14 protein-coding genes are annotated in these 15491 nt (G+C 73.3%); 3 read left to right on the forward strand and 11 right to left on the reverse strand.

What is annotated here, in order from left to right; translation table 11 throughout:
* Positions 1–1740, forward strand: a complete 1740-nt coding sequence (locus IEZ06_RS10900) for an MFS transporter (protein ID WP_229797941.1) — start codon at positions 1–3, stop codon at positions 1738–1740.
* 138 nt (positions 1741–1878) lie between these two features.
* Here IEZ06_RS10900 and der read toward each other — a convergent pair whose 3' ends face one another.
* The 11 genes from der to pyrG all read right to left on the reverse strand — a co-directional run bounded on the left by der (position 1879) and on the right by pyrG (position 13693).
* Positions 1879–3300 carry a ribosome biogenesis GTPase Der gene (der, locus tag IEZ06_RS10905; protein ID WP_084007917.1) on the reverse strand — a complete coding sequence of 474 codons (1422 nt, stop codon included), beginning with the start codon at positions 3298–3300 and terminating at the stop codon, positions 1879–1881.
* Entirely contained in the window at positions 3297–3962 is a 666-nt protein-coding gene (gene cmk / locus IEZ06_RS10910; protein ID WP_189236567.1) for a (d)CMP kinase, read from the reverse strand. The genes der and cmk overlap by 4 nt, the downstream gene beginning before the upstream one ends.
* Positions 3963–4236: 274 nt before the next feature.
* Positions 4237–5373: a prephenate dehydrogenase gene (locus IEZ06_RS10915; protein WP_189236568.1), complete on the reverse strand. Its 1137-nt coding sequence runs from the start codon at positions 5371–5373 to the stop codon at positions 4237–4239.
* A 34-nt stretch (positions 5374–5407) separates the two neighbouring features.
* Positions 5408–5767 carry a chorismate mutase gene (gene aroH / locus IEZ06_RS10920; RefSeq protein ID WP_189236569.1) on the reverse strand — a complete coding sequence of 120 codons (360 nt, stop codon included), beginning with the start codon at positions 5765–5767 and terminating at the stop codon, positions 5408–5410.
* A 76-nt stretch (positions 5768–5843) separates the two neighbouring features.
* Positions 5844–7667: a pseudouridine synthase gene (locus tag IEZ06_RS10925; protein WP_189236570.1), complete on the reverse strand. Its 1824-nt coding sequence runs from the start codon at positions 7665–7667 to the stop codon at positions 5844–5846.
* Positions 7664–8224, reverse strand: coding sequence for an SMC-Scp complex subunit ScpB (scpB, locus tag IEZ06_RS10930; RefSeq protein ID WP_189236571.1), 561 nt, complete (start codon positions 8222–8224; stop codon positions 7664–7666). Before scpB ends, IEZ06_RS10925 begins: the two co-directional genes overlap by 4 nt.
* A complete protein-coding gene (locus IEZ06_RS10935; protein WP_189236572.1) occupies positions 8217–9047 on the reverse strand; it encodes a segregation and condensation protein A in 831 nt (276 codons plus the stop codon). The genes scpB and IEZ06_RS10935 overlap by 8 nt, the downstream gene beginning before the upstream one ends.
* A 121-nt stretch (positions 9048–9168) precedes the next feature.
* Positions 9169–10113: a ParA family protein gene (locus IEZ06_RS10940; protein ID WP_189236573.1), complete on the reverse strand. Its 945-nt coding sequence runs from the start codon at positions 10111–10113 to the stop codon at positions 9169–9171.
* 350 nt (positions 10114–10463) lie between these two features.
* Positions 10464–11366, reverse strand: coding sequence for a tyrosine recombinase (locus IEZ06_RS10945; protein ID WP_229797944.1), 903 nt, complete (start codon positions 11364–11366; stop codon positions 10464–10466).
* 30 nt (positions 11367–11396) lie between these two features.
* Positions 11397–12026, reverse strand: a complete 630-nt coding sequence (locus tag IEZ06_RS10950; RefSeq protein ID WP_189236574.1) for an NUDIX domain-containing protein — start codon at positions 12024–12026, stop codon at positions 11397–11399.
* Positions 12023–13693, reverse strand: coding sequence for a CTP synthase (gene pyrG, locus IEZ06_RS10955; protein ID WP_189236575.1), 1671 nt, complete (start codon positions 13691–13693; stop codon positions 12023–12025). Before pyrG ends, IEZ06_RS10950 begins: the two co-directional genes overlap by 4 nt.
* A gap of 154 nt (positions 13694–13847) precedes the next feature.
* On the opposite strand from pyrG, the gene IEZ06_RS10960 reads away from it, so the two are divergent.
* Positions 13848–14561: an acyltransferase gene (locus IEZ06_RS10960; protein WP_229797946.1), complete on the forward strand. Its 714-nt coding sequence runs from the start codon at positions 13848–13850 to the stop codon at positions 14559–14561.
* A gap of 199 nt (positions 14562–14760) precedes the next feature.
* Positions 14761–15381, forward strand: coding sequence for a hypothetical protein (locus IEZ06_RS10965; RefSeq protein WP_189236576.1), 621 nt, complete (start codon positions 14761–14763; stop codon positions 15379–15381).
* Positions 15382–15491 lie beyond the last annotated feature (110 nt).

Here is a 15491-nt window from a genome sequence, read left to right on the forward strand (position 1 = left end):
ATGCCCTCCCCGTCCCTCCCCGGTCCCGGCCGCGACGCCCCCGGCGGTGCTTCCGGCGGCACCTCCGGGGATGCCCCCCGCGACGGCCGGGCCGCCCGCCGGCGCGTCGCCCTCGGCGTCGGCGGCACCGCGGTGCTGCTCGCCGCCCTGGACGCCTACGTGGTGGTCACCGTCCTCGTCGACATCGCCAAGGACGTCGACGTGCCCCTCAACCACCTGGAGCGGGCCACCCCGATCGTCACCGGCTTCCTGCTCGGTTACGTCGCGGCCATGCCCCTCCTCGGCCAGCTCTCCGACCGGTACGGCAGGCGTCCGCTGATCCAGCTGTGCCTGGCGGGCTTCGCGATCGGCTCGGTCGTCACCGCGCTCGGGGACACCGTGCCCTGGCTGGTCGCCGGGCGTACGCTCCAGGGCGTCGCGGGCGGCGCCCTGCTGCCCATCACCATGGCGCTGGTCGGCGACCTGTGGGACGAGCGGGGACGCCCGCTGGCGCTCGGCGCGGTCGGCGCCGCCCAGGAGCTCGGCAGCGTCCTCGGACCCCTGTACGGCGCGGGCCTGGCCGCACTGGTCCCGGTCTCCCTGCACCTCGGCGCCGTCCCGCTCGGCGGCTGGCGCTCGATCTTCTGGCTCAACCTCCCCCTGGTCGCCGTCGCCGCGGTCGCCGTGCAGCGCTCGGTGCCGCCGCCCCGGCGGAGGGATCCGGCGGAGACCCCGATCTCCGCCATCGCGCAGCCCCGGGCGAAGACCCCGATCTCCGCCACCGCGCAGCCCCAGGTGGAGACCCCGGGCGGAGCCACCGCGGAGACCCCGGTCGCCACCCCCGCGGAGACCCGGGCGGAGCCGTCGCCGGCACGCGTCGACCTGGTCGGCGGTCTGCTGCTGGCCCTCTCCCTCGGCCTGCTCGTCGCCGGGCTCTACAACCCCGACCCGAGCACGTCCGTGCTCCCTCCCTGGGGACCGCCGGCGATCGTCGCCGGGGTCGCGGCGGGCGCAGCGTTCGCGGTGTGGGAGGTGCGCGCCCGCACGCGGGTGATCGACCTGGCCGGGGTGGCGCGCGGCCCGTTCTTCGCCACCCTCGCGGTCAGCTTCCTGGCCGGCGCCGCGCTGCTGGTCACCCTGGTGGACGTGCAGCTGTCGGCGCAGACACTGCTCGGGCTGGGGACCCTGGACGGCGCGCTGGTGCTCTCCCGCTTCCTCGTCTCGCTCTCCGCGGCCGCCCTGCTGGGCGGGGTCATGGCCCGCCGGTACGGCGAGCGCCCGGTCGCGGCGCTCGGACTGGCGGTCGCCGCGGTCGGCTACGTCCGGATCGGCCAGTGGCCGCTCGACCTGGCCGCCGCCGGATACCGGATGGACGCCGACCTGGTCACCGCCGGCCTGGGGCTCGGCGTGGTGATCGCCCCCGTCTCCTCCGCGGTGCTGCGCGCCGTACCGTCCGACCGGCACGGCGTGGCGTCGGCCGCGGTGGTCGTGGCCCGGATGATGGGCATGCTGCTGGGCGTGGCGGGCCTGTCCGCCTGGGGCTTCCACCGGTTCCAGTCGCTCACCGCCGACCTGGACACGCCGCTCCCCTTCGGGGTGGAGGCCGACGTCTACGCCGAGCGGCTCGCCGCGTACGAGGCGGCGGTGAAGGCCGCCCTGCACACCGAGTACAGCGAGATCTTCCTGATCACCGCGGTCCTGTGCGCCCTGGGCGTGATGGCCGCGCTGTTCCTGCCGCACCGGCCGGCGGACGCCCCCTGACGGGCGTCCGCCGAGGGCGTCCCGCGTCCCCGGCCCGCTCACGGCCGCCCCGCGCCCGGGGACGGGGACACCCCCGGAAAGCAGTACGGCCCGGCGGGAGGCCGGGCCGTACGGTGGCAGGTGTCCCGCGGGACGCCGCTACTTCTTCTTCTGCGCCTGCTTCTTCTCGCGGATCCGCATCGTGACGTCGATGGGGGAACCGGCGAACCCGAACTCCTCCCGGATCCGGCGCTCGATGAAGCGCCGGTAGGTCTCCTCCAGGAAGCCCGAGGTGAACAGCACGAACTTCGGCGGTTCGGTCGCCGCCTGCGTGGCGAAGAGGATCTTGGGCTGCTTGCCGCCGCGCACCGGCGGCGGGGTGGCCGCCACCAGGTCGGTCAGGAAGGCGTTGAGACGGGCCGTCGGGACGCGGGTGGACCAGGAGTCCAGCGCCTTCTCGATGGCCGGCACCAGCCGGTCGACGTGCCAGCCGGTCTTGGCGGAGATGTTCACGCGCAGCGCCCACGGCACGCGGACCAGCTGCCGGTCGATCTCCTTCTCCAGGTAGTAGCGGCGGTCCTCGTCGAGCAGGTCCCACTTGTTGAACGCCACGACCATGGCCCGGCCGGACTCGATCACCAGCGAGATGATCCGCAGGTCCTGCTCGGTCAGCACCTCGCTCGCGTCGATGAGCACGATCGCGATCTCCGAGCGCTCCAGGGCGCTCCTGGTGCGCATGCTGGCGTAGAAGTCGGCGCCCTTGAGCTCGCGGTCGCGGCGGCGGATGCCGGCGGTGTCCACGAAACGCCAGGTCCTCCCGCCGAGCTGGATCAGCTCGTCGACCGGGTCGCGCGTGGTGCCGGCCATCGGGTCGACGAGCACGCGCTCCTCCCCCGCGAGCTGGTTCAGCAGCGAGGACTTGCCCACGTTGGGCTTGCCCAGCAGCGCGACCCTGCGCGGGCCCCGCTCGGCGCCGAAGCGCTGCGGGGGCGTCTCGGGCAGCTTGTCGAGCACCACGTCGAGCAGGTCGCCGCTGGAGCGGCCGTGCAGGGCGGAGACCGGCTGGGGCTCGCCCAGGCCCAGCGACCACAGCGCGGCGGCCTCCAGCTCCATCTGCTGGTTGTCGACCTTGTTCGCGGCCAGGATGACCGGTTTGCCGGAGCCGCGCAGCACGTGGCCGACGATCTCGTCGGAGTCGGTCACCCCGACCGTGGCGTCCACCACGAACAGGATGACGTCGGCCAGCTCGGCCGCGATCTGCGCCTGCTCGGCGATCCGCAGGGCCATGCCGGTCGCGTCGGGGTCCCACCCGCCGGTGTCGACCACCGTGAACCGGCGCCCGCGCCAGGTGGCCTCGTACGTCACCCGGTCGCGGGTCACCCCGGGCACGTCCTCCACGACCGCCTCGCGGCGGCCGATGATCCTGTTGACCAACGTGGACTTGCCCACGTTGGGGCGGCCGACCACGGCCACCACCGGGAGCGGGCCGGAGTCCGGCGCCTCTTCCCGCGAGCTGTCGTCGGTACCCAGATCGGCGAGCTCGGCGTCGATCCAGCCGCGGTCTTCTTCGTGTTCCGTCACACTTTTTCCTTGATCAAACGCAGTACCTCGGCGATGACCTCTTCGAGGTTCAGCGCCGTGGTGTCGAGTTCGACGGCGTCGGACGCCATCGCCAGCGGGTCGGTCCTCCGCGTCGAGTCCAGGGTGTCGCGCCTGGCCATCGCGGCCTTCTGCGCCTCCACCGTGGTGCCCGCCAGCTCGGCCGTACGGCGGGCCGCCCGGGCGTCCGCGCTCGCGGTCAGGTAGATCTTGACCGGGGCCTCCGGCGCCACCACGGTGCCGATGTCGCGGCCCTCGACCACGATGCCGCCCGCGCCGATGATCTCCCGCTGCTCGGCGACGAGCCTGCGCCGCACCTCGGGCACGGCGCTGACCGCGGAGACGGCGGCGGTGACCTCGGCCGTGCGGATGGGCGCGGCGGCGTCGGCGCCGTCCACGGCCACCGTCGGCGCGTCGGGGTCGGTCCCCATCACCAGGACCGGATCCAGCGCCCTGGCCGCGATCGCCGCCGGGTCGGTCGGGTCGACCTCCTGCCGGAGCATCCACCAGGTGATCGCCCGGTACATCGCCCCGGTGTCGAGATAGCGCAGTCCCAGTGCCCGCGCGACCCCGCGCGACGCGCTCGACTTGCCCGATCCCGAAGGCCCGTCCATGGCGACGACCAGCCCGGTCACCGTGTTCATCTGTGGCTCGCTCCGCTCGTGGACGCCCCGCGCGCCCGGCCTTGGCCCTCGGCGCCGACGGGGCGGTTTACCGCCCGCTTGAGTTGTCCGTACGAGGTTACCGGGAGCGGGGAGGGAACCACGCATCGACGGCGGTGGCCGTACCCGGCGCGGGCTGGTGCCGGGCCGGCACCGGCGGGCCGGACGGATCGGGGCGGACGCCGGCCGTGCCCTCCGGGACCGCCCGGTGGACGGCGGCCCGCAGGGTCGGGGCGGGTGCCGGCCGCGGGCCCCGTCAGGGCAGGTGCCAGCCGTGGGCCCGCAGCGCCTCCGAGAGCGCGGCCGCCGCCTCGGGCTGCACGAACAGGTCGGCGGCGCCCAGCGGCAGGCCGGGGGCGTGCTCCAGGCGGACGTCCTCGATGTTGACTCCGGACGCCTCCGCCACCTGGAACAGCCGGGCCAGCTCGCCCGGGCGGTCGCCGATGATGACCTGGACGGTCGCGTAGGTGCGCGCGGGGCCGCCGTGCTTGCCGGGGATCCGGCCGGTGCCGGCGACGCCGCGGTGGAGCAGGTCGGTGACCGTGCCCATCGCCCCCGCCGCCTCGTCCGTGCCGTCCCGCGAGGCGCAGGCCCGCAGGGAGGCGGCCGCGGCGGCCAGGTCGGCCGCCACCGCCTCCAGGACGTCCGCCACCGGGAGCGCGTTGCCCGACAGGATCCCGGTCCACAGGCCCGGATCGCTCGCCGCGATGCGCGTGACGTCGCGGACTCCCTGCCCGGCCAGGCCGAGCGCGGTGGCGGGGGCGTCGGCGAGCCGCGCGGCCACCGCGGCGGAGGCCACGTGCGGCGCGTGCGAGACGAGCGCCACGGCCCTGTCGTGCTGGACGGCGTCCACCTCGACGGCCTCGCCGCCGCAGAGCTTGATCAGCCCGCGCAGCATCTCCAGCGCGTCGGGCGCGGTCTCCTCCACCGGGCACAGCGCCCAGGGGCGGCCGAGGAACAGGTCGGCGCGGGCCGCGGCGGGCCCGGAGCGCTCCCGGCCGGCCAGGGGGTGCCCGGCGGCGTAGGAGGACAGGTCGCAGCCGAGCTCCCGGGCCCTGCGGATCGGCAGGGCCTTGACGCTGGCCACGTCGGTGTAGAACCGCGCGGCCCCGGCCCGCTGGAGCTCCGCGAGCTGCCCGGCGACCAGGTGCGGCGGGACCGCGATGACCGCCAGGTCCACCGGCCGCCCCGGATGCCACCCGACGTCCGGGTCCAGGTCCGCGGGCCGCCCGGGGCTCCACTCGACGCCCGCGCCGAGCTCCCTGGCCAGCCGCAGGGCCGCCGGGTCCCGGTCGGTCAGGTAGACGGTCACGCCGTGCTCCCGCAGGGCCAGGGCGACCGAGGTGCCGACCAGGCCCGTGCCGACGACGAGGACGGACTCCGGACCGCTCATGTTCCCTCCCTGGACGTGGTGCCGCATGAGGGAATCATTGAGCGATGTCCACCCGCAGCGCCACCGCGCCACGCAGGTAGACGTGCTGGATCTCCTGGCGGGGCTTGTCGGTCTCCACGTGGGCCATCAGCCGCACGACGTGCGGCAGCGCCCCCGGGACGTCGATCTCGGAGGCGCAGATGAGCGGCACGTCGTGGAAGCCGAGCTTGCGCGCCGCGAGGGCGGGGAACTCCGCGGTCAGGTCGGGCGTCGCCGTGAAGATCACGCTGATCACGTCGTCGGTGGTGAGCGAGTTGCGCTCCATCACCTCGGTGACCAGCTCGGTGACCCCGGACAGAATGGCGTCCCGGTCGTTGCCCTCGACCTGGATCGCACCGCGGATCGCCCGCACCATCGTCGTTCCTCCGTACTGTTCACGCCGGATCGCCCGTCGCGATCCGGCGTGTCCCGAACGTGCGTATTCAGGAAGGTTACAGTCCGACGGCGGCGTACAGTTCGCCGACCTCCTTGACGGTCAGCGCGCGGACCGTGCCCGGCTTGAGCCGGCCCAGCTTGACCGGGCCGAACTCGATGCGGGCCAGGTCGATGACCGGGTGCCCGACCTCCTCCAGCATGCGCCGGACGATGTGCTTGCGCCCCTCGTGCAGGACGATCTCGACCAGGGCCTGCTGCCCGTGCTCCTGGACCAGGGCGAAGGAGTCGGCCTTGGCGAGGCCGTCCTCCAGTTCGATGCCCTTCTTCAGGCGGCGGGCGAGATCGGGCTTGATCCGGCCGGGGACCTTCGCCCAGTACTTCTTCTGCACGCCGTAGCTGGGGTGGGTGAGGCGGTTGGCCAGCTCACCGTCGTTGGTGAGGATGATCAGGCCCTCCGTCTCGGTGTCGAGGCGGCCCACGTGGAACAGGCGCTCGGTGCGGTCGGCCACATAGTCGGCGAGCGACGGGCGCCCGTCCGGGTCCGACATGGTGCTGACGACGCCGATCGGCTTGTTGATCGCGAAGTAGACCAGGTCCGGCATGGTCGGCAGCCGCTTGCCGTCGACGTGGATGACCTGCTTGGCCGGGTCGACGCGGGCGCCGAAGCGGCGGACCACCTGGCCGTCGACCGTCACCCGGCCGTCGCCGATCAGCTCCTCGCAGGCACGGCGGCTGGCCACCCCGGCCTGGGCGAGCACCTTCTGCAGCCGGACGCCGCCCGGGACCTCGGTGGTGTCGCGCTCGTCGACGTAGTCGCGGTCGTAGAAGTCCGAGTCCCGCTTGGGCTGGCGGGCGGTCTTGAACCTGTCGTTCTCGATCGTGCCGGGCCTGCGCCCGGTCTTCGGAGCGGAGGCCCGCTCGGGGACGGTGCGGCCGCCCTGCGCGGGGCGCCCCTGGGCGGGACGGCTCCGGCCGTAGCGGTCGGCGCGGAACCCGCCGATCGTCTGGATCTCGTCCCGCCGTCCGGGCCTGCCGGTCCCGCCGCGCGAACCGCCCCGGTCGTCGCGACGCGGAGCCCCGGAACGGGGGCCCTCACGGTCGTCACGGCGTCCGGAGCCGCCCCGGTCGTCACGGAAGCCACCGCGCTGCTCGCGGAAACCGCCCCGGTCCGCCCGGAACCCGCCGCGGTCATCCCGCGCACCGAACCCGCCCCGATCGTCACGACGCGGAGCCTCACGCTCGTCACGCCGCTCCGGACGGAACCCACCCCGGTCGTCCCGGCGCGGAGCCTCGGAACGGAAACCGCCCCGCTCACCACGCGACTCGAACCCCTGCCGGTCGTCACGACGCGGAGCCTCACGCTCGTCACGCCGCTCCGGACGGAACCCACCCCGGTCGTCCCGGCGCGGAGCCTCGGAACGGAAACCGCCCCGGTCGTCCCGGCGCGGAGTCTCAGAGCGGAAACCGCCCCGGTCACCCTCGGCGGGCCTGCCGTACCGGCTGCGCGAACCGCCCCGGTCGTCCCGGCGCGGAGCCTCGGAACGGAAACCGCCCCGCTCACCACGCGACTCGAACCCCTGCCGGTCGTCACGACGCGGGCCCTCGGAACGGAAACCGCCCCGGTCACCCTCGGCGGGCCTGCCGTACCGGCTGCGCGAACCGCCCCGGTCGGCGCCGAACCCGCCGCGGTCGTCCCGCGCGCCGAACCCGCCCCGGTCGTCCCGGCGCGGAGCATCGGAGCGGAAACCGCCCCGGCCCGCCCGGAACCCGCCGGAGGACGAACCGCCCCGGGAGCCGCCACGGGGGTTGCCACCGCGCGGGGCGCCGCCACGGCTCTGACCGCGTCCCTCACCGGACGGGGTACCACGCCTGTTGTTCACTGCTTCTGCTCCTCTAGGGTTTCCACGTCGTCGGGCAGGAAGGGGGCCAGCTCAGGGAGCTCTTCGAGATCCCGCAGGCCCATCCGCTCGAGAAAATATGAAGTCGTCCGGTAGAGCACGGCCTGGCTCTCCGGTTCGGTGCCGGCCTCCTCGACCAGCCCTCGGGCCACCAGGGTGCGCATGACGCCGTCGCTGCTGACGCCCCGGATCGCCGCCACCCGCGCCCGGCTCACGGGCTGCCGGTAGGCGACCACGGCCAGGGTCTCCAGCGCGGCCTGGGTGAGCCGCGTCTGCTGGCCGTCGCGGACGAACCGCTCCACCACGGAGGCGCACTCGGCCCGCGTGTAGAACCGCCAGCCGCCCGCGACCTCTCTCAGATCGAAACCCCGGCCCGCCCCCGTGTATTCCGCCGACAGCTCGCGGAGCGCGGCGGAGACCTCGTGGACGGGGCGTTCCAGCACCTGCGCGAGCGTCATCTCGGCCACCGGCTCGTCGACCACGAGCAGGATCGCCTCCAGCGCGGTGCGCAGGCCGGGTCCGTGCGGCGCGTCAGCCATCGGCGGGCTCTTTCCTCGTCCGGTCGTCGTAGTCGTCGGCCACGGCGACGTCTCCCTCGTCGCTGCCCGTCCAGGTCACGTACAGCTCCCCGAGGGGCTCCACCTGCTCGAAGGAGACCGCCGCCTCCCGGAAGAGCTCCAGGACGGCCAGGAACCGCGCGACGACCTCGAAGGTGCCGGCGCAGTCGGAGGTGAGCGCCCGGAAGGTCGCCCGGCGCAGCCGTCGCAACCGCTCGACAAGGATAACCGCCTGTTCCCGGACGTTGGCGAGCGGTTGGTAGATGTGGGCCACCGAGACCGACGGCGGGGTCTTGGGCGCGAAGGCCCGCCGGGCGATCTCGGCGAGGCGGTCGGGTCCGATGCCGAGGACCAGCTCGGGCAGGAGACCCGCGAACCGGGCCTCCATCGGCACGGTCCGGGGGAAGCGCAGGGCCTCCTCCGCCATCCGCCCGGAGAGGACCTTCGCGACCTCCTTGTAGGCGCGGTACTGCAGGAGGCGGGCGAACAGCAGGTCGCGGGCCTCCAGCAGGGCGAGGTCCTCCTCGTCGTCCACCTCGCCGGAGGGCAGCAGCCGGGCGGCCTTGAGGTCGAGCAGGGTCGCGGCGACGAGCAGGAAGTGGCTCGTCTGGTCCAGGTCCCACTCCGGTCCCCTGGCCCGGATGTAGGCGATGAACTCGTCGGTGACCTTGCTGAGCGAGACCTCGGTGATGTCGAGCTTGTGTTTGGAGATCAGGCCGAGCAGCAGGTCGAAGGGGCCCTCGAAGACCTCCAGGTGCACCCTGAAGGCGCCGTCGTCCTCGGCGGTCTGCGACTGCTCGGTCATCCGGCCATTGTCCCGCACCGGCCCGCGTCACCGGTCCGTGCCGCCCACCTCACCGGCCCGTGGCACCCGCCTCGCGGATCCCTGTCACCGGTCGCGTGCCGTCCCGTGCCCGGGACGCGTCTCAGCCCTCCGTCGCGTCCCAGCGGGCGAGGACCTCCCTGGCCAGCTCGCGGTAGGCGCTCGCACCGAGCGAGGAGGAGTCGAAGCTGGTGATGGGCTCACCGGCCACGGTCGCGTCGGGGAAGCGGACCGTCCGGTTGATCACCGTGTGGTAGACCTTGTCGTCGAACGCCTCGACGACCCGCGCCAGCACCTCGCGGCCGTGCAGGGTGCGCGCGTCGTACATCGTGGCGAGCAGGCCCTCGATCACCAGCTCCTCGTTGATGCGCTCCTGGACCTTGGTGATGGTGTCCATCAGCAGCGCGACGCCGCGCAGCGCGAAGAACTCGCACTCCAGCGGCACCATGACGCCGTGCGCGCAGGCCAGCGCGTTGATCGTGAGCAGGCCCAGGGAGGGCTGGCAGTCGATCAGGCACACGTCGTAGTCGGGCAGCAGGGGCTTGATCACCCGGCCGAGCACCTGCTCGCGGGCGACCTCCGTGACGAGCTGGACCTCGGCCGCGGACAGGTCGATGTTGCTGGGCAGCAGGTCCATGCCCTCGACGCCGGTCTCCAGCAGCACGTCCTCGGCGGTGACCTGGCGGTCCATGAGGAGGTTGTAGACCGTCAGGTCCAGCTGGAGGGGGTTGATCCCGAGGCCCACGGAGAGGGCGCCCTGCGGGTCGAAGTCGACCAGCAGCACCTTCAGTCCGGCCTCGGCCAGGGCCGCGCCGAGATTGATGGTGGTGGTGGTCTTGCCGACGCCGCCCTTCTGGTTGACCATGGCGACGACGCGGGCCGGTCCGTGGACCGTCCGCGGGCGTGGGTCGGGGAACACCGGCCGGGGGCGCCCGGTCGGGCCGAGCACTCCCCCCACGCGGGGAGCCCCGGCGGTCTTGGTGTCACCCCAAGGGTTCTCGGGGGTTCCGGGCGTCGCCCGGATGGAACCGTCGGTGGTCGCAGTCACCAGTCGAACCTCCCTGACGGCCTCGGACCGGACCGTCCGGACGGACACTATGGCATGAACCCCCTGGGCTGAAAAAGTCCAGGTCTTTCCCGCGTCCGCCTTGACAGGTCACGGCTCGGACCTTGATGATGCCCTGCCCCCACCCGGGATGGGGGAGCCGGTTCCCGCTGAGCGCGCCACCGCGGCCGCGGCGACACTCGAGACAGTATCTCAGGAGGCGCCGCCCGTCGCACTACTACGCGCCTGCCGTCCCGTTCCCGGCCGCGCACCCGTCCCGTTCCCGGGTCGCGCACCCGTCCCGTTCCCGGGTCGCGCACCCGTCCCCCTCCCGGGTCGCACCGGTCCCGCCCTCACCTCGCACGCGGGTGCGCGGCGGTGTACACCTCCCGCAGCCGTTCCGCCGCGGCCAGTGCGCGCGTCCGCGCGGCGGCCGGAGCGTATCCGAGCAGTTCGTGCACCATCCCGGCGTCCGCGCCCCCGGCCAGCAGGTGGGCGGCGAACGAGTGCCGCAGCACGTGCGGCGAGACGCCGGCCAGTCCGGCCCGCTCGGCGGCGGCCTGGAGGACCTCCCAGGCACCCTGCCGGGTGAGCCCGCCGCCGCGGGCGTTGAGGAAGAGGCTCCGCCCGCCCCGGCCGTGGGCCGCGATGCCCGGCCGGGCCGCGGTGAGGTAGGCCTCCACCGCGTCCGCGCCGGGGCGGCCGAGCGGCACCGCGCGGGTCCGCCCGCCCTTGCCGCAGAGCCTGACCTGCGGGGCGTCCGGGATCAGGTCGACGTCGTCCACGGTGAGGCCCACGGCTTCGGAGATCCGCGCACCGGTGCCGTACAGCAGTTCCAGCAGGGCCCGGTTGCGCAGCGTGAGCGGGGCGCCGACGGGACCGGAGGCGGCGATCAGCCGCTCCACCTCGCCGACGTCCATCGCCCGGGGCCGGGGCCGCAGCCGGCGCGGCGGCCGGACCCGGTCGGCGGGGTCGTGCCCGGAGACGCCCTCGCGCAGCGCGAAGCGGTGCAGGCCCCGCACGGCGGAGACGGCCCGCGCCGCCGAGCCGGCGGCGAGGGCGCGGTGCTCCCCGTCGCCCTCGCTCAGCGCGGTCAGGAACGCCGTCACGTCGGCCTCGGCGACCTCACCGAAGGTGACGCGGCCGCGGTCCTTCAGATGACCCACGTAGCGCAGGAGGTCACGGCGGTAGGAGGCCAGGGTGTTGGCGGCCAGTCCCCGCTCCACCGCCAGGTGGACGAGGTAGCTGGAGAGCACGGCCTCCGTCTCGCTCAGGGTGTCCTCCCGTCATGCCTCCGGCGCGTCGGCGGGCCGCAGTGAGGCGAAGCCGTCCGCCGAGGCGGCGTATGCGGCGAGGATACCGGTCACGGCCTGGGAATTGTGGATCATTCCTCCCAGGGCGCGCCGGACGGCTTCGGCCAGCGGGACCCAGACCACCGGCATGTCGGCCTCCTCGTGCCTGCGGACGAAGTCCAGCTCCCCGGCGGGGATCGGGCTCACGTCCCGGGCGAGGAAGATCCGGGTCCGCTCGTCCGACATCCCCGGCGAGACGAAGGTGTCGACGAGGGTGTGCCAGGTCCCGGCCCGGTGTCCCGTCTCCTCGGCCAGCTCCCGGGCGGCCCCGAGGTGCAGGGGCTCGCCCTCGACGTCCCGCAGCCCGGCGGGCAGCTCCCAGAGCAGGCGCCGGGCGGGGTGGCGGTACTGGCGCAGCAGCAGCACCCGCTCCTGGTCGTCCAGCGCGACCACGGCCACCGACCCGGGGTGGACGACGTAGTCGCGGTCGACCACCTCGCCGTCGGGCATGACGACGGCGTCCGTCACGCCGGTGATGACCCGGGCGCTGAAGTGCCGGACTGTGGAGACGACCTTCCACTCCTCGGGGACGTCCTCGACGTCCCCGAACCCCAGGCCGCTCACTTGCCGCGCCCCGCCCTGGCCACGGTGCCGCGGCCGTCGGCGTAGACGAGGGCCGCGCCGATCAGGCCCTTGAACAGCGGGTGCGCGCGGGTGGGCCGGGAGCGGAACTCCGGGTGGGCCTGGGTGCCGATGAAGAACGGGTGCACGTCGGTCGGGAGCTCGGCGTACTCCACCAGGCGGCCGTCGGGCGAGAGCCCGGAGAAGACCATGCCGACCTTCTCCAGCTGCTCGCGGTAGGTGTTGTTGACCTCGTAGCGGTGCCGGTGGCGCTCGTCCACCTTCGCCTTGCCGTACAGCTGGCGGGCCAGGGAGCCCTCGGCGAGCTTGGCGGGGTAGAGGCCCAGGCGCATGGTGCCGCCCATGTCGCGCTCGCCGGCGACGACGTCCTCCTGGTCGGCCATGGTGGAGATGACCGGGTGGGTGGTCTCGGGGTCGAACTCGGTGCTGCCGGCGTCCTCGATGCCGGCCAGGGTGCGGGCGGCCTCGATGACCATGCACTGCATGCCCAGGCAGATGCCGAGCAGCGGGACGCGGTTCTCGCGGGCGTGGCGGACCGCGCCGAGCTTGCCCTCGATGCCGCGCACGCCGAAGCCGCCGGGGATCAGCACGCCGTCGACGCCGTCGAGCTCGCGCTCGGCGCCCTCGGGGGTCTCGCAGTCGTCGCTCTTGACCCAGCGGATGTTGACGCGGGCGTCGTTGGCGAAGCCGCCCGCGCGCAGCGCCTCGGTCACCGACAGATAGGCGTCGGGCAGGTCGATGTACTTGCCGACGAGCGCGATGGTGACCTCCTTGGCCGGGTGGTGCACCCGGCGCAGGAGCTGCTCCCACTCCTTCCACACCACGTCGCGGAAGGGCAGGCCCAGGCGGCGCACGACGTAGGCGTCCAGGCCCTCGGAGTGCAGCACCTTGGGGATGTCGTAGATGCTCGCCGCGTCGACCGCGGAGACGACGGCGTCCTCGTCGACGTCGCACATGAGGCTGATCTTGCGCTTGATCGAGGTGCTGACCGGCCGGTCGGAGCGGAGCACGATCGCGTCGGGCTGGATGCCGATGCTGCGCAGCGCGGCGACCGAGTGCTGCGTCGGCTTGGTCTTCAGCTCACCGCTCGGCCCGATGTACGGCAGCAGCGAGACGTGCAGGAAGAACACGTTGTCGCGGCCGACCTCGTGGCGGACCTGGCGGACGGCCTCCAGGAAGGGCAGCGACTCGATGTCGCCGACGGTGCCGCCGACCTCGGTGATGACCACGTCGACGTCGGAACCGGCCATGGACCGGATCCGGTCCTTGATCTCGTTGGTGATGTGCGGGATGACCTGGACGGTGTCGCCGAGGTACTCGCCGCGGCGCTCCTTGGCGATCACGTTGGAGTAGACCTGGCCGGTGGTCACGTTCGCCGAGCCGTGCAGCTCGGTGTCGAGGAACCGCTCGTAGTGGCCGACGTCGAGGTCGGTCTCGGCCCCGTCGTCGGTGACGAAGACCTCACCGTGCTGGAACGGGTTCATCGTCCCGGGGTCGACGTTGAGGTAGGGGTCGAGCTTCTGCATGGTGACCCGGAGGCCGCGCAGCTTGAGGAGGCGTCCCAGGCTGGAGGCCGTCAGTCCCTTCCCCAGACTGGAGGCGACACCGCCGGTGACGAACAGATGCTTGGTGTGTGCGGCGCTGCGCAAGGAATCTCCCGTGGTCGTGACAGATCAGTCGGCACACCCTCTTGGGAGGCCTACAGGTCCACGGGCTCTCAGAATATCAAAGCCCGTCCCCGGGACGCCCGCGCGGCCCCTCTCCGTTCCGCCCGCAAGTGACCAAGCGGTAATTTTGGCTCTTATGTCGCTTCGAGACGTGGTACGGCGTGCCGCCGGGACCCTCATCCACCGTGGCTGGGACGCGATCCGCGCGGCCGGCACGGTCAGCCCGGCCAACCCGGCCGGCTACCGCTTCCGCCGTCTCGGCGAGGGCGTCTGCATCGCGTTCCCGGTCGGAGCGATCTTCGGTGAGGCCTGGATCGAGATCGGCGAGCACACCCTCGTCGGCGAGCGCGTGTCCATCTCCGCGGGCATGGGCCCGGGGGTGGACCTGGGACCGGACCCGATCGTGCGGATCGGCGGCAGCTGCTCGATCGGCCGGGGCAGCCACATCGTGGGCCACCAGTCGATCGACATCGGCGACCACGTGTTCACCGGCCCGTACGTGTACATCACCGACCAGAACCACGTCTACGACGACCCCGGGACACCGATCGGCCGCCAGTGGCCGCGCAACAACCCGGTCTCCATCGGTGCGGGCTCCTGGCTGGGCACCGGTGCGATCATCCTGCCGGGCACCCGGATCGGCCGCCAGTGCGTGGTCGCCGGCGGCGCGGTGGTCCGCGGCGTGTTCCCCGACCACAGCGTGATCGCGGGCGTCCCGGCCCGGGTCGTCCGGGAGTACACCCCGGGCGAGGGCTGGCAGTCGCCGCAACTCGGCGGGGCCGCACGCCTCCCGGTCCCGGAGAGCCTCGGCGTCCTCCCCGGGAGTCCCGAAAGTCCGGGCACCGGCTGACCTCCGCCGGGGAACCGTCCCGAGAACGTCGCGCCCGCCGGGATCGATCCACGGCCCGGAAGCGTTGGAAGCCGTAGAAGCGATGACGGGGATTCGATGCCCGCGGCGCCGGGCCGCGGCGGGGCGCGTCCCGGCTGATCTTCGTAAGCCGCGCACATGCGGGATATGCTCGAATCACCTCGAACGACCCCACCGGGAGGTGGCTCCGATCAGCACCATCATCACCATCGCCCTGGTGATCCTGCTGTTCCTCCTCATCCTGGGAGGGGCCGGGATCTACCTGCTGGTCAAGGTGGGCAAGAAGGCCACGAAGAAGGCCCGGAAGGTGACGACCCGGGTGGTCTCCCACGTGGCCGCGATGGACCCCGGCGACGCCGGTGAGGCCGAGCGCATGCGGCTGGAGCTGCGCCGGGAGGTCTCCATCACCCGCCAGGCCGTGAACGACGCCCTGCAGGGCGGCTGGGGCCTGGGCGAGCTGCCCCAGCTGGTGGCCGAGATCGGTTCGCACGCCGACCAGCTCGACACCCAGCTGAGCCGCTACGCCCAGCAGAGCCGCGTCTCCCCCTACGTCGACCACGCCACGCTGGCCCGCCTGCGCGAGCACCACGCCAAGCTGACCACGGCCTGCGCCCGCATCCGCGCCGACCTGCTCAACGACCAGATGGCGCACTCCGCCGGCGGCATCGAGGAGATCCGGAGCCGCACCGACCTGGAGATCGAGGCCCGCCGCCAGGCCCCGATCGCCGATCCCCTGGACCAGATCGACGAGCTCTACCAGCGCACCATGATCGACCGGGCCCGCCCGGAGGAGCCCCGCTGACAGGTCACCCGCTGTGGCATGATGAACACGTCGCGTTGATCTCCGTTCACGTCACCAAGGAGGCCGAGGATGACCACGGCGCTTCCCGAGTGGTTCTATCCGGGCCCGCC

The organism is Planomonospora antibiotica (assembly GCF_014647955.1).
Lineage (GTDB): Bacteria > Actinomycetota > Actinomycetes > Streptosporangiales > Streptosporangiaceae > Planomonospora > Planomonospora parontospora.